The sequence below is a fragment of the Bdellovibrio bacteriovorus genome (assembly GCF_001592735.1).
Taxonomy (GTDB): Bacteria; Bdellovibrionota; Bdellovibrionia; order Bdellovibrionales; family Bdellovibrionaceae; genus Bdellovibrio; species Bdellovibrio bacteriovorus_D.
Window position 1 is genome coordinate 23,079 of sequence record NZ_LUKE01000001.1, and the last position, 16,257, is coordinate 39,335.

Genomic DNA, 16,257 nt, shown 5'->3' on the forward strand with positions numbered 1-16,257 from the left:
TAAGTTATGAGTGGTTTAATTGCAGGTGTTGTCGCAGGTGGGATCACAGGGTTATCAACGATCGTGGGAGCCTTGCCTGTGCTCAAAAAAGAAACTCGCACATGGAATCCATGGCGCAGTCTGAATTTAGACTTTGCCATCGGTATGATGTTAGCGGCCGCCGCCTTTAATCTGATTGGTCCTGCTTATAAAAGTTCACCGAACAGCACGTTTGGGGTGTCCCTGGCCTTAGCCCTGGGCGTGGTTTCGATTTACACTTTAAGTCACCTTATTCACAAGGTATCACCGACAGAATGGTCGTCGCATCGGCGCGCGTGGTTGTTTGTTACGGCCATGATGCTGCACAATCTTCCGGAAGGTTTAGCTTCTGGCGCGGCGTTAAGTGCTGATTCTATTTCTGCAAGCAATGGATGGACCGTGGTGGGGGCTATCGTATTTCAAAATTTCCCTGAAGGACTGGCTACGGCCGCGGCCTTCTTATCCATCGGTTTTTCACGTAAAGCGGCCTTTATTGGCGCCGCGATGACAGGCGTGATGGAAATTCTGGGTGGAACCATCGGGGGGATTTTTGCTAGCATCACGTCGGCCTCGTTGCCATTTATCTTGGCCTTTGCCGGCGGCGCGATGATCAGTGTCACCTTAGAAGAAATTTTTGCCAAAGCCCGCGCGACAAAAATGATGTATCTCTTAGAGCGCCAGTTTTTAGCTGGGGCCTTAGCTGTCGTTTTAATGAATTGGATCATCACGTAAAGATAGACAATCCTCCAAAAGGTTTTTAACCTTGAGGGCATGACATTTACATCTTTGCAAACACTCGCCATCGCCGCCTTGGTTGTCTATTTTGGACACTTTCTAAAAAAACGTATTCACTTCATTGATAAATACAATTTGCCCTCGCCCGTTATTGGCGGGTTTATTCTCGCGGCCGTTTTAGCTATTTTAAAAAGTTATGATATTTTTCAAATCCACTTCACCAAAGCTTACGAAGAAAGCTTGATGATCATCTTTTTTGCTTCCGTCGGATATTCGGCTTCCTTAAATTTATTAAAAGCGGGCGGCAAAACCGTGGTGTTTTTTTTATTGCTCACCGTCGGGGGACTTTTAGTGCAGATCTTAGCCGGACTTGGGGCGGCGCAAGTGATGGGCGTTCATCCACTGATGGGAGTTTTAACAGGCGCTGTGGCATTGACCGGCGGCCCGGGAACGGCGTTGGCATTTGGCCCTTCCTTTGAGGCCGCGGGGGTTGAAGGTGCATCGGCCATTGGTTTAACTTCCGCAATGGGGGGAATTCTTTTAGGCGGGCTTATCGGCACTCCCCTTGCCACTTACTTGATTCATAAAAGAAGATTGAAAGAGCACAATCCTTCACTGCAACTTCAATACGACGAAAATCAACTTTTAAAATCACGCGCGGGTAAAGATCTGCTTTATCATGCCTTGGGCATCGCCCTTATCATGGGCGTCGGTACAACCTTGGGTGGTTGGATTGCCGGGCTTGGCATCACCCTGCCCGTATACATTGGGGCGATGATCGTCGCGGCGGTCATTCGCAATATTGAAGACACCAAAGTGGTCTTTAAATTAAATCCGGATTGGATTGAAGAAATTGGTTCTGTCGCTTTAACACTTTTTATTGCGACCGCGATTATGAGCTTAAGATTGGATGAACTTAAAAATGCCGCTTTACCGATTTTGATTTTTTTGGGCCTGCAATCAATCTTAGTTATCGTCACCGCCCTGGGCCCCGCATTCTGGGTGGCGGGCAAGGATTACGAAGGCGCGATCATCAGTGCCGGGTATGTCGGCTTTATGATGGGAACCACCGCGAATGCGATGGCCAACATGTCTTCGCTTTCGCAAAAGTACGGCCCGGCCCCAAAGGCCTTTTTAGTTGTGCCTTTAGTGGGGTCTTGTTTTATTGATTTTATCAATGCGGCTTTAATTACCTTGTGCTTAAACTTCCTTATTTAGAGCCGCGTTCGGCCTCTGCCGAACCGTCGCTCCGACTTACCTTTAAGCCACAAGTTCGATAACGGCACGAAAGCCGTGGTTTCCCGCCATGGCCCCGATGATTCCACGAAGTGCGGTGATATTTCTTCCTTGAGCACCGATCAGTTTTCCCCGAAAACCTTCTGGCACCGTGATATGATAGACGGTGGTTTTTTCGCCGGACTGGAACGTGACTTCAACCTCTCCCGGGCATGAGGTCATTTCCTGTACAATATTTTTCAGCAACTGCGCTAAGCGCATACGGTCGTCCACAAAGCCTCCGCTTTCCATTACAACAACAAAAGCTGCAGTCTCTTTTTCGGCGTTCTGCGGACTAGACTTGATAAACGGAGGGGCCATTGCGGGGCTTTTTTTTGAGTTTAGGGTCAAAGATTTTTTGCCGATAAAAATGTAATGAAATCCCTTTGTTTCCTTTCGGTATTTCTCGTTTTTTTGTCGAACTCTTGGGCAGCGGAGCCCTCCCTGACATCATTTTGTGAACACCTTGATAAGACCCTTCGCAAAGTCAACTCTTCCGCTCCGACGGCCTCATGTCATTCCGAAAAACAAAAGGCCCTGTACACCCGTCCGACAACCTATCAAGGGAAAACGACCAGCCTGCTGACCCCGGATGAAGCCCAATCGCTATTCAAAGAAATGGCCGCCCAAGATCACATCGCTTTTAAGTTCCCCGTTGATGGTTGTTTTGACCGCGCTAACGAGATGACTCGTCTGATGCTTTTAAAAGGCATTAAGCCATTAAAAGGTTTTTTGTCCGTGAGGGAAGAAAAAGGCGGTGGATACAAGCACTACCTGCAACTTGCGGATAAAGCTAAGCCGGACGATCCTTGGCGTTGGACCGATCACGTGGCGCCCGTGGTGATGGTGCAAGATAAAGGCAAGATGGTTCCTTACGTGATTGACCCTTCGGCCGAAACCAAGGCCGTGACTTTTGAGCAGTGGAAAAAAAATCTTAGCAAGCACGATAAGAAAATTAAATTAGATACCGAGATTGGCCGCACAGGACAATACGTTATTGGCAGCCCTTTAGATATGGACTTTCAAGACCCGGCGCAAGTAGAACGCTTAAAAACACAAATCGCTAAATATAAATCCTATGAACAAAGCAAAACCGGCTTGAATGATTATATTGGTGACGAGCTTTGGGACCGAGATGACACTGAAGGAAAATTGGATGCGATGTCCGGTGGCAAATAGCAGATTTGCTTCTCTCCCTATGTGTAACAGCAACTAGCCCTCGAAATATTTATCCCTCGTAAACAAAAAAATACATAATAAAGCGAATTGAGTTTTTAGCTTATGAGGGATTCATGAAGAAGACCTACTTCTCTCGACACCAAGGGCCATTCATTTACTTCTTAGGACCGTCACTGATTGTCGTGACAATTCTTCTCATGTTCTTTTTACGCAATACTGCGTTCTATCTTCCCAATCCGATCGCGCCGCTGACGCTTATTATTATTTTTACTGCCACGCTCGGCGGATACAAACCTGGATTACTCACCGCCGCCTTTGCGGCGATTTGCTTGGCCTATAATCTGTCTATTCCGGGCCAACATTTTGCCTACCACCCGATGGAGTTACGACGTCTTATTGCATGGTGTATTTCCTATCCTATCATCGCTTTGGTGGTGGGTCTTTTAAAAAACCGTTCCGAGTTTCTTTTAGAGCAAGAATTAGAAAGACGTATTCAACAAGAAGAGGATTTACGCGCTAGTGAAGTAAGAATGCGCGCCATCATCGACTCCGCCTATGACGCCTTTGTCGCCATCGACAAAAACAGCAAAATCCAAGAATGGAATCCGCAAGCAGAAAGAACCTTTGGCTGGACTCGTGAGGAAGCTCTGGGGCGCGCGTTGATTGACCTTATCGTCCCGGAAAAATTTCACCAGGCTCATCACGTGGGTCTTACGCGCTATTTAGCAACCGGCGAAGGCGCCATCCTCAACCGCCGCATTGAAGTCCCCGCTCGCCATAAAAATGGAACGATCTTAGCCATGGAGCTCACCGTTTATCCTATCCAACAAAAAGACAGTTTGTGGTTCGGCGCTTTCTTGCATGATATTTCAGAAAGAAAACGCATCGAACAGCTTTCCGTAATTCAACTCACCTCCTCGCAAATCATGAGCGAAAATGCTTCCCTGAACGAAGTCGGTCCTTTATTGCTAAAAGAACTTTGCCAAGGCAGTGGATGGATTTTGGCCGAGCTTTGGCTTTTTGAACCAACAAGCCAAAGCTTTTATTGCCCCTATGTCTGGTCAAAAAATAAAGAAACCCAAAGTCTTTTTGAAAGTCAGAATCCCAAATATCTCTCTAGCCGCCAAGGTTGGGCCGGGGCTGCTTTAACAAGCGATTCTCCGCAATGGATGATTGATATCGATAAAATGACTTTACCGCGGTCCGAGATATTGCGAAGCGCAGGTTTTAAAACGATGCTTTATTCTCCGATTTACGACCGTGACGAGCTGATTGGCGTCTTGGCGATGTATCACAGCGAAGCCCTAAAACAAGATGCGCGACTGATGAGTGTAATAGACGATTTCTGCAAACGACTGGGACTTTACATCACCCGCATCCGCTCTGAAGAAGGCCTTAAAAACCTGTCCCACGATTTAGAAAGAAAAATCCAAGAACGCACCGAAGAGTTAAAGATCGTCAATCAACAGCTTAAAAACGAAGCCGTCGAAAAAGAAATCCTTTACGAGCAAGCCCGCACCGCCAATCGCCTGAAAGATGAATTTTTAGCGACGATTTCCCATGAGCTTAGAACGCCCATGAACGTGATCTTGGGTCATAGTGAACTTTTACACGAAGAAAACCTGTCCCCCCAAGATCAGAAAAGATCTATCGAGGCCATTTATCGCAATACCAAAGCACAAGTGCATATCGTCAGTGATATTTTAGATGTCTCTAAATTTATCACCGGCAAAGTGCAAATGAATATGGAGGTCGTGGATCTGGCAGAGCTCATTCCGCTGGCGGTAGAATCTATTTCTCAAGCTGCTTCGGCTAAAGACATTGAAATCACTGATAGCATTTCCACGGATGTCGGACTGATCACGGGAGATCCCACCCGCTTACAACAGGTTTTCTGGAATTTACTTTCAAATGCGGTGAAGTTCACTCCCCGTCATGGAAAAATTCATATCTCTTTAACGGCGGCAGAATCCAATGTGGTTATCACCGTCAAAGATAATGGCAAAGGCATTGATCCCACTTTTTTACCTTACGTGTTTGAACGATTTCGCCAAGAAGACTCTGCCACCACCAGAAAATTTGGTGGTTTGGGCCTGGGACTTGCAATCACTAAAAATATTGTTGAAGCCCACGGCGGCAACATTCAAGTGACCAGCGAGGGAAAGGGCCTGGGATCCACTTTCAGTGTGATCTTACCCCTCACGTCGTTACGTTCACATCCAACCACAGACGACACTTTGGAAGATGTCTCTCATCTTTTAGACGGTGTACATATCTTAGTCGTCGATGATCAGGCCGATGCGTTATCCTTAGTGGCCACCGTGTTAAAGCGCGCGGGAGCCCGTGTGGATAAAGCCTCATCAGCCACCGAGGCCTTTAAAAAAGTCGTGCGCGTAAGACCAGATGTTTTAATTAGCGATATCGGGATGCCCGAAAAAGATGGTTACGATTTAATTGGCATGGTTCGAAAATTACCCCAGGACATGGGGGGAGAAACACTGGCCATAGCGTTGACCGCGTATGCCCAAGAAGAAGATCAGAAGAAAACTTTGCAGATGGGTTTTCAAGCTCACCTCGCAAAACCCGTTGAAGGCAAACAACTTGTCAGAGCCGTGGCGAAGCTTGTAGGCAAATACGCCGCTCACTGATCTAGTCTTCGGGTTGATTGCGCATATGATCGGCCAAATTTAAAAGCGAATATAAAAGATCCGAGCGGATCGGGTCTTGAATTTTTAAATCGTCAAAAGCCTGCACCATGCAAAGCATCCACTGATCCCGTTCGGACTTCGAAATTTTAAAAGGCATGTGTCGCGCGCGCATTCGCGGATGGCCAAATTTTTCAACAAACAGCGAAGGTCCGCCCAGCCAGCCTGATAAAAACATAAATAATTTTTCTTCAGAAGACGTCAGTGGCGTGGGATGCATTTGGCGAATGCCTTGCGCTTCGGGCAGAGTGTCCATCACTTCGTAAAATCTTTTCACCAAGGCTCGTAAAACCGGTTCACCGCCAAGGAGTTCGTACATACTTTTCTGAGAATCCATGGCGGCGAAACTAGCACACAAAAATCTTAGAGTTTATCCATTTTTTCTTTGCACGCGGGAGCTAAACCGTCCCGGTGGGCCTTCAGGCAATCCACGATACGGCCTTCGCCTTTTTGCACATCTTTGCAGTGCTTTTTCACGTCGTCTTTGCAGGCCTTACCCCACTCATGCATTCTTTCTTTCATAGGCTCTTTTTTTTCGTGGTGATCGGCGCTCGCGACAGAGCCTAAAAATAAACTTAGAACCATCGTGGTTGCCCATAACATCGGTTTCATAAAATCCTTCCTTTTGGAGTTTAAGTTTTTTTATGAATAGGATGCTATCAGATTGAACCCCAGGCAAGATCCTGCTAAGGTGCCAATCTCGGGAAAAACCCGGCATTTCTCGGGCCCAGCCCGGATAAAATGGGGACTAAATAGATGGCCACAAACATTGTCGAAGTACGTAATTTAGCAGTCGATTTTACAACAGAAGATGGCATCGTCCACGCTGTAAAAAACATCTCCTTTAACATTCCAAAAGGCAAAACCGTGGGCCTCGTGGGCGAGTCTGGATCTGGAAAAAGTATTACGTCCCTGGCTTTGATGAGATTAATTGCTGCGCCGGGTAAAATTACTTCGGGCGAGATCCTTTTTGAAGGCCAAGACCTGCTGAAGGTCTCTGACGCAAAGATGAGAGAAATTCGTGGAGCTAAAATCTCCATGATCTTCCAAGAACCGATGACGTCCTTAAACCCGGTTTTGACTATCGCCGACCAAATCACAGAAACTTTGCGCCTGCACCAAGGTATGAACCAAGAACAAGCTCTGAAACGGGCTTTGGAACTTTTGGTTTTGGTGGGCATTCCGCATCCGGAAGAACGCCTTTACTTCCATCCTCACAAATTTTCCGGCGGTCAACGTCAACGTATCATGATCGCGATGGCAATTGCTTGTAATCCAGATCTTTTGATCTGTGACGAGCCGACGACGGCTTTGGATGTCACCATCCAAAAACAAATTTTAGATCTTTTAGCGGACATCCAAAAAAGAACCGGCATGAGTTTATTATTCATTACTCATGATTTGGGAGTGATTGCCGACATCGCGGATGAAGTGATGGTCATGAATAAAGGCCACATTGTTGAGCGCAATGTCTCTCGCGAAATCTTTGCCAATCCTCAACATCCTTACACCAAAGGATTGCTGGCGTGCCGTCCTTCCATGGATCGCAATCCCGCGCGTTTGCCTGTTTTGAGCGACTTTATGGGACCTAATGGGGAAGAGTTAAAATACACGCCGCGCGTGGAAGTAGGCGTTTCTCATCAATTAACGGGCACCGAAAAAGTTTTGCTTGAAGTTAAGAATTTAAAAACCCACTTCCCTCACCACGGGGGAATTTTCGGCAGCGTACAAAGCTATACCAAAGCCGTTGATGACGTGAGCTTTAATGTTCGTAAAGGGCATACTTTGGGTCTGGTGGGCGAATCAGGCTGCGGTAAAACAACCTTGGGCCGCTCTATCCTAAGACTGGTGGAGCCAACCTCTGGTGGCATTGTTTATGACGGTCAAGACATCGCCGGCGCTTCCCGCCAACAGATGCAAGACATCCGTAAAAAAATGCAAATCGTTTTCCAAGATCCTTACGCCTCTTTAAATCCACGTATGACAATCGGTGCGATTTTGATGGAGCCGATGGAAATCCACGATTTGGGTTCTTCAAAAAAAGAACGTCAAGATATCGCCGCGGACATGATCAAAAAAGTAGGTTTAACACCCGCGATGCTCAACCGTTACCCGCATGAGTTTTCGGGCGGTCAACGTCAGCGTATCAGTATCGCTCGCGCGCTGATGGTTCGTCCTGAGTTTATCGTCTGCGACGAATCCGTATCGGCCCTCGACGTTTCAATCCAAGCCCAAATTTTGAACCTTCTTTTGGATCTTCAAGATGAGTTCAATTTGACTTACATCTTTATTTCTCATGACTTGTCCGTCGTAAAATTCATTTCTGACGAAGTGGCTGTTATGTATGGCGGTAAGATTGTTGAGATGAATACGGCCCAAAACATCTATGACAATCCTCAACACGACTATACGAAAAAACTTTTAAGTGCGATCCCAAAGGGTCAGCCTAAAATGATCTAAACGGGTTCTAAAAACGAAATTCCAAATTGAGACAAGCCCTAACTCTAGTTAGGGCTTTTTTTTGTAATTCTTGTGCCATTCCAGCGCTTTAGCAGAGCCCTTAATTTACCGATATTTTAGGAGTACTAATAACTCGCATGTGTCGGAGTTTTCATGAAGCAAATGATGTGGCTCACATTAGCAATGTTCAGCTTTGCATTCAACCTTGGTTGCGAACGAAATGCTTCCAACAAAAGTCGCATCACTTTAGCCCTTCCTTCCGAACTTCAAGAACGCATTGAAAAAAGTCAGGTCTCTACTTACACCGCATTGAAACTTCATCACGTGGCCTTGCAAATCACGGCTCCGGATATCGTAAATCCCATTCGCGTGATTCTAGATTCCCAGGGTGATAACGTGGCCTTGCCATCAACAATTGAAGTCGAAATTCCTCCCGGCGATAACCGTCTCGTTCAGCTTATCGCCGCTTACGCCGCTGATGAAAGCGACTCCCCGTGGATTTATTATGGCGATGTCACCCAAAGTTTAAAAAAATCTATCGAGAACATCACCTTGCCCGTCTACAAACTGGGCGGTGCCGGTGTTACCACCATGAGCCGCATCACCGGTCGCTTTTTAACTTCGACAAATGCCGGTCCCACGGGCGTGCTTGAAATGGTTTATCGCCCCGCAGGCAAACCTTCGATGCCGGTTGATAAAAAACCGATTTATGCTGGTTGGTTTGAAACCTCAAGCTTTGCCGACGTCCCGGTTGATTACATCATCACCGCCAACAACGGCAGCACTTATACTTTAGGATCGCAGCTGACGAGCAGTTCTTTTGCGACCTCAGAACGCGTCGTCCGTTTTTCAACTCCGAATGCGTTTGAATCTTTTTGGAGCTACACCTCGGGCGCTATGGGTTTTAAATATCGTGAACGCGAAGATTTTATCGTGGGATTTTTTGCCAACGATCCGGCTCTGATCGCTTCCAAATACATTTGCGTGACTTCACAAACAGACCTCAATGGCGGGACCCTGCATTCAGAACGCGCTTTAAACTCTGCCTTTTTTTATTCGGCTCGTCCGTTTAAACACTTTTATCACGGCACGACCCCGACTTATTCCCCCACAGAAGTGACCATTGTGGGAGGAAAACGAATTGCGTCTTGCGGGACTTTAAATTACGCCCAAGAGTTTATTGATTATTTGTGGTTCTTACCGGGAGTGTATTCTGGACAATCGACCCGCGAGGACTTTCAAGAGTCGCTGGGAATGAATGAAGGCTTTATTTCAAGCCTGGGGCTAGAGCCTTCCCAAGGGACTACCAATCGCTACCCCGGTCGAGATGTCTATTTAAACGGAGAAATGTATAAGACCTTTAATGTCTTGCCCGGTTTAGAAAACGTGGTCGATAAAGTGATGGTGTACAAAAATCCGGCCGGGACCTATATGGGCGGTGAAGATCGCTGTGATCATATCGACACTTCTTTCTGGCAACCGGTCGGAACCTTCCCCGCAGAGTTTTCCGGGAACAAGCTGCTATTTAAGATGTCCCAGTTCCCAGTCGTTAATCAATCTTATGCGATCTGCCTGACGTCGATGGGTAAACCTTTAGGGCGTTTAATGTTTGCTTATCCGATGTCTACGGTATGGGCGCCACCAGAAACGGTCTCTCTTGCTTATCCCGGCGTGATTCCGCCCCAGCCTGGTCAGTGCGTGCGCATGGTCGCCTACGCCTCTCGCACCAGCGGTTCCGCCATGATGTATCCCCTTTCGACTCCGATCAGTGTTTCAATTGCCGCCTCAATAAGTGGAACGCCGACCGCGAAATTATATCCTGATGCCACATGCTCAGGAACCCCGCAAACCTCGCAGACCGTGGTGATTCCCGCTGGCGAAGTCAATGCCGCGTTTTTTTATAAAGTCACTTCATCCACCACCTTGACTCTGGGGATCACTGGTAACTCTGCCTCTCTGACTAACGGTTCTGATATCGATGTGGCAGTGAGTGATTTTCCAACAGAAACTCCAACAGGTTTTATTATCGAAACCAATTCCAATGATCGACAACCTTTTACCAATGCCCAGATCTTTGAGTATGGATGTTTTCCGTTTCGCGCCCGCGCCATGAACAGCTCTAACACCAACGTCAGTTTTACGGGCGAAGTGACTATGTCATTTGAAAATCTTGCTGGAAATACGGCAAGTTTGCCGACGGGTTTTAACTTTTATGATACGTGCGCGTCTCCGACACCGTTATCTAGCCTTAGCTTCTCCTCTCAATCCGCTAAAAGTTTTGTGATCAAGGCAGCCGGCAACGTTCCGGTGAATAAAAAACTCAAACTCACATATGGCGGAGCCTCGGGAATCATCAACATCAACCAGACCCCGATAGCCCATTCGCTCGCATTTAGTCCCGCATCGTCCGCGGGCCATTTTGATATTTTGACCTATCAATGTACGGCCGTGACAGTGAAAATTCGCGATATTAATGGGGCTGATCAAGTGGCCACGGAAAATATTCCCGTCAACTTATACACAAGCCATTCAGACATTGAGTTTTTCGCCAGTTCTTCCTGCGCATCGGCTCCCATTTCTTCCACCCAGATTGCCTCGGGGACCACAAGCAGCTCCGTATTTGTGCGGACGTTTTTCACCGGAGCGGGACAAAATCTTCACGCAAGTTCCCCGCTTGTTTCCAATCAGGGTTTTATTAACCTGAATCCTCTTGCATCTAACATGACGGTCACACCTTCGATAACCACCACGGCGCCAAACTCTTCGTTGCTAGTTCAAATCACCGGCGGAAGTGCCCCCTACACCACCACGATACTTTCTAACGTGTCTTCAGCGGACACTCCCATGCGCGGGGGGAACACCTTCCAATTTAATATGACGGTCGGTGCGACGACCGGCCCGGCGACGGTATCGGTGACGGATTCTTCCGGCCAAACGCAAGTAGTCACCGTGACCGTAACCCCCTAGGCAAAGGTCTGAAAATCGGCTTCAGCCCAAAGGCTATGAGTTATCATTATCAGCTTGCCCGACTGTCTGTTGGCGCGATCTAATTTGAACATGAGAAACAATCTATTCTTTCTGGGTCTTCTTCTAGTTCCGGCATTCGCTCTTGGCCAAACTGCTACGCCAAAAGAAAATCAAAATATGGATCTCAACTATAAGGAAATCGATAAGATCGAACAGGTCTTAGAGACAAACTTTCCCCAAGTTGAAGCGCCGACAGAAAGCAAGCAGCCTTCGCCTCGCCCCCCCGTTCGCGGTGGACAAAAAGCAGACTTTAGCGACGTAGGATCGTCGACATTGTATTCAGATCTTGCGGTCATTCAAAAAAACTACATGCCGAAGTCAGGCCGCTTTCAGCTGACCGCGGGCTTAGTCACCGTTCCGACAGACGTGTTTTATCTGACTGGTGGTCTTTCCTTGCGCGCCCTTTATCACTTTAATGAAGCTTGGGGTGCTGAACTTTTTTATAATTATCTTTCTTCCAGTGCCCGTCCAGAAATTGATAATATCAGCAATAACAACAACGTGTCCGTGCAGAATTTGGTTTCACTAAAGTCTTTCATGGGGGCGAACGTTTATTACAATTTCATGTACGGTAAAGTTTCAATGAGCGACACAAAAGTTTTGCCTTTTGAGCTTTACAATACGATCGGTGGCGGGAACATGACAAACTCCCAAAACTATTCGAGCTCTTCCGTCCAAGTCGGCATGGGGGGCCTTTTATCTCTGACTCGCTCAACAGCATTGCGACTGGATCTTACTTGGGCCTTTTATTCGACAAAAAATATTGTCGGCCAAGATTCTAACGAGAACTCTACTTTCTTAAATCTGGGCTATAGCTGGTTCTTCCCTGAACCAGATTACCGCTAGAAACACTCGAAGGAGAAAGTTTTGAAAACACGTATCGCCCTCATTTTAGCATCGATGACTTTACCCCTTGCGGGACATGCCGCTGGCTCTGCCGCCCTTGAAAAAGGACGCGCTCTTTTCAACAAAGGCAGCTTTGCCAATGCTTCTTTTGAGTTCTTTAAAGAAAACTCCCCCAGTGAACTGACCAAAGGACGCTACGGCTTTGGACTTTCACTGTACCGACTAAAACTGCCCCATCTAGCTTCTATTCCAATGATGACTGTGGCCACCCAAGCTGAAGGCAAGTTGCAGAAAAAAGCTTTAGACACTTTGGTGAAGATTTCTTATGAAACCAATGACAACACCCTTTTGCATTACGCCATCAATAAATTAAGTGTTGAAGACCTCGAAGAAACATCTCAAGAAGTCTTTTTCAACCGTCTGGCTGATTATAACCAAGAAAACGGCAAATACGACGAGGCTCTTCGCAACGTCGATGCGGTTTTAAAGAAAAATCCCGACAACGAAAAGGCCATTTTCACCGGCGGCTTGGTTTACTTAAAAAAAGACAATCCTATAAAAGCCCAAGAGTTCTTTAAACACCTGGCTTCTTCTTTTGAACAAAAAGCTCCGAATGATGAAATGCGTGGCCTTGCTTTAGCAAATTATGCGCGCGCCCTTTATCAAGGCCGCAATATGGCGGAAGCCGAAAACATCTATCGCCAAATCCCCAAGGACCACTCAGCTTATCGCAAAGTGCAAATGGAACTGGCGTGGACTCTATTCCGCGGTGGGAAGATTCGTTCGGCCTTAAGTTCTTTACAGACGCTGCACACCCCGTTTTATGAAAACTTTTATGACCCTGAAAGCTTCATCTTGCGCGCGATCATCTTGATTTTCGCTTGCCAAGGGGATGAGGCGATGAAAGCCGTTAAAGCCTTCCAAAAAAACTTTGCGGGCCTTGATGACAGTTTAACGGCCTGGCTTAAAAATTCTGCAACTCAAGCCAGTGTGATCGCGGAACTGCAAGCAGCTCAAGCAAATATCAAAGATCCTCGTGCTAAAAAGAAATCTCAGCTGCCGTTCTTTGTGGTGCGCACCTTGATGGATGAACAGCCCTTACGTGGTCTTTTAAAGGTGAAAGCGGATATCTTAACTGAACAACAGACGTTCTTAAGATTGTTTAAAACGGCCAAAAATCCGGGCTTTCAAAATTACGCTAAAAAAGCTTACCAAGCTAAACTTCGCAGCTTAGATAAAAACATCGCCCGCGTTTTTAAAGCCCGCATTGAAAATTTTCAAAAAGAATATCGTGATCTAGATGCGCAAGTCGAGTTCCTGCAATACGAAATCTTAGAAGAAAAGAAACGGGCCTCTAAGGCGAAACTGACCGGGCCATTGACAGTGGATGCCAATGAAAAACGTTCTTTCTATGTTCAAAATGGATTCCGTTACTGGCCCTTTACGGGCGAATACTGGATTGATGAAATCGGCAACTATCAATACCTGGGAGTAAATCGCTGTGAAGACTAATTTTACGATCATCGTTTTGATAAGCCTGTTATTAGGTGCGGCTCAAGCTCAAGAGGCCGCGGCCCCGGGCCCCGCAGCGCCCACGGCGGCTTCAACTCCGAAAATAATGCGTCCGGTGAAAAAGGGCAAAGTTTCTGTCACATTTGATGATGAGCTTGTTAAAGGGGACACCATGCTTCCGGAAGGCGACGTGATCTCTAGCCGCCTAGATAATCGCTTTAAAAGATTTATTAAAGTTCGCAAAGACTTTATCCAAGATGTGGAGAATACCAAAGATGAATTCGGTCATAAGTAAAATCACCGCTCTGCTTTTGTGTAGCAGTCTGGCCTACGGCGCCAACATCACTTTGCCCGAAAACGAACTTCCCAGCGAAACGGTCATCCCTAAAACGGACACCAAGATGGTGGTTCTCAATCGCACCGTGCAAAAAGCCAAACGCGCCTCTATTGGGGTGGCCGCGGGCGTCCTTATGGATGAAATTTTTTATAACGCCCAAGTATTAACAATCGATGCGCGTTATAACTTTGATGAAGGCGGTGCTTGGGGCTTCCGTTGGGATCAATGGATGGGGAACGCCACTTCTTACAGCGATACCTTTGCGAACCATTCGGCCAAGATGAATTTTTCCGCCGCTCCTCCCAGAAAATCAGGGGCGTTTGTTTTACGCAGCTGGGACTCTTATTACGGTAAAGTCAGTATGGGAAAAGAAGTCATCACTCCCATGAGCTTTAGTTGGTTGGCCCTGGTGGGTGCTCAAAACTGGGAAACCACATGGCTTCCGGCGGTTCAAGCTGGCGCCCAGTTGAAACTTTATTTTACTAAGAAAACGTCGGTGGATTTAGGCTATCTGTTTTCTTTATATCAAAAAATGGATCCTTCTTCCGTAAGAGTGCGTGATAACGCCACTCCCAGTGCCGATTCGTTTGAAAAGAAATTGAACTTTGGTCAAACCGTGCAGCTCGGCATTACTCAAGTTTTTTAAGTCACTTGTTTTTGGTCAAATAAAGTAAGTGATGTTTACTTTTGTCCTCAGAGTTTTTATTCTGGGGACCTCCATGAAAACGAATTTATTTAGCCGTTTGCTCCTCGTAGTTATTTTTCTTGGACTTCATCAAGAAGCTTTTGCCAACTTTGTTGGTAATGACACGTCTAATTTTAATCCCGTTCCTAGTGGCCTTGACTTTGTCACAGTGCACAGCAGCCGCACGCTTTCTTCTGGCTATCTCAATATGGGGCTTTATTTTAATCAAGCCACCAACTCACTCCCGGACACTCGCACCAACAATGGCCAGATTATCGGCGCTGATGACCGCATGATTTTTGCGGATCTGGGTATCGCCTTGGGTATCACCGACAGGCTGGAAGCCGCCTTGGGACTTTCTTACCTGGTAGACCAACAAGTCGATCGCAACGAGCCTGGGGCCCAGTTTGCCGGAACAGGGCTTAACGAAATTAAATTCTTAGCTAAGTACGCTTTCTTTCGTGGTGAATCTTGGGGAAGTGCGGTTTTGATTTCCGTCAACGTCAATGAAACCAGAAACAATCCCTTCGTGGGAGATGATGGCGGCCCCAGCACCAATTTTGAGGCCGTGGTGGACTATCGCCGCGGAGGATTTGTCACCGCCCTTAATGCCGGTTATCGGGTGCGCAATGAGGGCCCGGCCCTCACCTCCTCGGTTTATGACCCGATGGGAGATCAAATCATTGCGTCGCTGGCGGCCAGTTATTATTTCACCAGTCTTGATACAAAAATCATCGCCGAAATTTGGGCGAACAAGCTCATAGATTCGACAAAATACTTTTCCCGCGACAATGTGTCTTCAGAGGCCTTGCTGGGCGCTAAATACGATTACAACACTTACACGGCTTTACATGCCGGTGGTGGCACCAGGATTTCGGAAGGGTTCTTTACGCCGGACTGGCGTATGTACGTGGGCCTTTCGTTAAGTTGGGATGCTATTACGCCACCGGCCGCCACGGTGCCTACAGAAGAAACGCTGATTCCCGTGGCCCAAGAAAAACCCAAGGAGTCTGTTGAAATCGTTCGGATTGAAAATTTAGATTTTGATTTTGGCTCTTCCAAAATTCAAGCACGGCATCACTCCATGCTCAACCACTTGATCGATTTCTTGGCATCAAAACCCAACGTCAAAAAAATCACCGTGGAAGGACACACGGATTCAATTGGTTCAGCCGAAAGAAATCGGCTGCGCAGTCAGGAACGCGCGGATAATGTAAAAAAATATTTTGTTGCGTCGGGAAAATTAAAACATCTGGAAATTGATGCCATCGGATACGGAGCCGAGCGTCCCATTGCGGATAACGGTAACTTTCAAGGTCGCACGCTGAACCGTCGCGTAGAGGTGCGAATTGTACGGGACCTAGACTAAATTCAAAACTGTGTAAATCTTGATTTTTTAATTAATATCACTTTTTCAACCACTTATGATTTCTTAAACTTTCTTGATGACCTTTATTCACTTTCTTTGCCGATGATCA

At 46.8% G+C, this 16,257-nt stretch carries 14 protein-coding genes; 11 read left to right on the forward strand and 3 right to left on the reverse strand.

Features of this window, described 5'->3' with window-relative positions:
- Window positions 1–6: 6 nt before the first annotated feature.
- Together AZI86_RS00115 and gltS are read left to right on the forward strand one after the other, a co-directional pair.
- The gene (locus AZI86_RS00115; RefSeq protein ID WP_061833064.1) at window positions 7–750 is read left to right on the forward strand and encodes a ZIP family metal transporter; all 744 of its coding nucleotides are present in this window, start codon (window positions 7–9) and stop codon (window positions 748–750) included.
- A gap of 39 nt (window positions 751–789) precedes the next feature.
- A complete protein-coding gene (gene gltS, locus AZI86_RS00120; protein WP_061833065.1) occupies window positions 790–1,971 on the forward strand; it encodes a sodium/glutamate symporter in 1,182 nt (393 codons plus the stop codon).
- 42 nt (window positions 1,972–2,013) lie between these two features.
- Here gltS and AZI86_RS00125 read toward each other — a convergent pair whose 3' ends face one another.
- Complete coding sequence (locus AZI86_RS00125) at window positions 2,014–2,349, reverse strand: KH domain-containing protein (protein ID WP_253715486.1); 336 nt, start codon at window positions 2,347–2,349, stop codon at window positions 2,014–2,016.
- A 54-nt stretch (window positions 2,350–2,403) separates the two neighbouring features.
- Between AZI86_RS00125 and AZI86_RS00130 the strand changes: the two genes are divergently transcribed.
- Both AZI86_RS00130 and AZI86_RS00135 read left to right on the forward strand, forming a co-directional pair.
- Window positions 2,404–3,207 (forward strand): protein-glutamine glutaminase family protein, encoded by an 804-nt coding sequence (locus AZI86_RS00130; RefSeq protein ID WP_061833066.1) that lies wholly within the window; start codon window positions 2,404–2,406, stop codon window positions 3,205–3,207.
- 113 nt (window positions 3,208–3,320) lie between these two features.
- Window positions 3,321–5,855 (forward strand): ATP-binding protein, encoded by a 2,535-nt coding sequence (locus tag AZI86_RS00135; protein WP_061833067.1) that lies wholly within the window; start codon window positions 3,321–3,323, stop codon window positions 5,853–5,855.
- A 1-nt stretch (window position 5,856) separates the two neighbouring features.
- Here the strand turns inward: AZI86_RS00135 and AZI86_RS00140 are convergent, their stop codons facing one another.
- Complete coding sequence (locus AZI86_RS00140) at window positions 5,857–6,249, reverse strand: group II truncated hemoglobin (protein ID WP_061833068.1); 393 nt, start codon at window positions 6,247–6,249, stop codon at window positions 5,857–5,859.
- Window positions 6,250–6,275: 26 nt separating this feature from the next.
- Window positions 6,276–6,524: a cysteine rich repeat-containing protein gene (locus tag AZI86_RS00145; protein WP_061833069.1), complete on the reverse strand. Its 249-nt coding sequence runs from the start codon at window positions 6,522–6,524 to the stop codon at window positions 6,276–6,278.
- Window positions 6,525–6,668: 144 nt separating this feature from the next.
- On the opposite strand from AZI86_RS00145, the gene AZI86_RS00150 reads away from it, so the two are divergent.
- The 7 genes from AZI86_RS00150 to AZI86_RS00180 all read left to right on the forward strand — a co-directional run bounded on the left by AZI86_RS00150 (window position 6,669) and on the right by AZI86_RS00180 (window position 16,148).
- On the forward strand, window positions 6,669–8,372 hold the full coding sequence (locus AZI86_RS00150) for an ABC transporter ATP-binding protein (protein ID WP_061833070.1): 1,704 nt from the start codon (window positions 6,669–6,671) through the stop codon (window positions 8,370–8,372).
- Window positions 8,373–8,525: 153 nt separating this feature from the next.
- Window positions 8,526–11,339, forward strand: coding sequence for a hypothetical protein (locus tag AZI86_RS00155; RefSeq protein ID WP_061833071.1), 2,814 nt, complete (start codon window positions 8,526–8,528; stop codon window positions 11,337–11,339).
- A 177-nt stretch (window positions 11,340–11,516) separates the two neighbouring features.
- A complete protein-coding gene (locus AZI86_RS00160; RefSeq protein WP_172797986.1) occupies window positions 11,517–12,245 on the forward strand; it encodes an outer membrane beta-barrel domain-containing protein in 729 nt (242 codons plus the stop codon).
- A 21-nt stretch (window positions 12,246–12,266) separates the two neighbouring features.
- Complete coding sequence (locus tag AZI86_RS00165; RefSeq protein WP_061833073.1) at window positions 12,267–13,757, forward strand: hypothetical protein; 1,491 nt, start codon at window positions 12,267–12,269, stop codon at window positions 13,755–13,757.
- The gene (locus AZI86_RS00170) at window positions 13,747–14,052 is read left to right on the forward strand and encodes a hypothetical protein (protein WP_061833074.1); all 306 of its coding nucleotides are present in this window, start codon (window positions 13,747–13,749) and stop codon (window positions 14,050–14,052) included. Before AZI86_RS00165 ends, AZI86_RS00170 begins: the two co-directional genes overlap by 11 nt.
- Complete coding sequence (locus tag AZI86_RS00175; RefSeq protein ID WP_061833075.1) at window positions 14,033–14,740, forward strand: hypothetical protein; 708 nt, start codon at window positions 14,033–14,035, stop codon at window positions 14,738–14,740. Before AZI86_RS00170 ends, AZI86_RS00175 begins: the two co-directional genes overlap by 20 nt.
- Window positions 14,741–14,813: 73 nt before the next feature.
- On the forward strand, window positions 14,814–16,148 hold the full coding sequence (locus AZI86_RS00180) for an OmpA family protein (protein WP_061833076.1): 1,335 nt from the start codon (window positions 14,814–14,816) through the stop codon (window positions 16,146–16,148).
- The last annotated feature ends 109 nt before the right edge of the window (window positions 16,149–16,257 follow it).

Bases quoted from the DNA above. Each gene is read 5' to 3' on its own strand.
- AZI86_RS00175 (WP_061833075.1), top strand. From the start codon at position 14,033: ATGAATTCGGTCATAAGTAAAATCACCGCTCTGCTTTTGTGTAGCAGT.
- AZI86_RS00125 (WP_253715486.1), bottom strand. From the start codon at position 2,349: ATGGCCCCTCCGTTTATCAAGTCTAGTCCGCAGAACGCCGAAAAAGAG.
- AZI86_RS00115 (WP_061833064.1), top strand. From the start codon at position 7: ATGAGTGGTTTAATTGCAGGTGTTGTCGCAGGTGGGATCACAGGGTTA.
- AZI86_RS00160 (WP_172797986.1), top strand. From the start codon at position 11,517: ATGGATCTCAACTATAAGGAAATCGATAAGATCGAACAGGTCTTAGAG.
- AZI86_RS00155 (WP_061833071.1), top strand. From the start codon at position 8,526: ATGAAGCAAATGATGTGGCTCACATTAGCAATGTTCAGCTTTGCATTC.
- AZI86_RS00135 (WP_061833067.1), top strand. From the start codon at position 3,321: ATGAAGAAGACCTACTTCTCTCGACACCAAGGGCCATTCATTTACTTC.
- AZI86_RS00145 (WP_061833069.1), bottom strand. From the start codon at position 6,524: ATGAAACCGATGTTATGGGCAACCACGATGGTTCTAAGTTTATTTTTA.
- gltS (WP_061833065.1), top strand. From the start codon at position 790: ATGACATTTACATCTTTGCAAACACTCGCCATCGCCGCCTTGGTTGTC.
- AZI86_RS00150 (WP_061833070.1), top strand. From the start codon at position 6,669: ATGGCCACAAACATTGTCGAAGTACGTAATTTAGCAGTCGATTTTACA.
- AZI86_RS00180 (WP_061833076.1), top strand. From the start codon at position 14,814: ATGAAAACGAATTTATTTAGCCGTTTGCTCCTCGTAGTTATTTTTCTT.
- AZI86_RS00130 (WP_061833066.1), top strand. From the start codon at position 2,404: ATGAAATCCCTTTGTTTCCTTTCGGTATTTCTCGTTTTTTTGTCGAAC.
- AZI86_RS00140 (WP_061833068.1), bottom strand. From the start codon at position 6,249: ATGGATTCTCAGAAAAGTATGTACGAACTCCTTGGCGGTGAACCGGTT.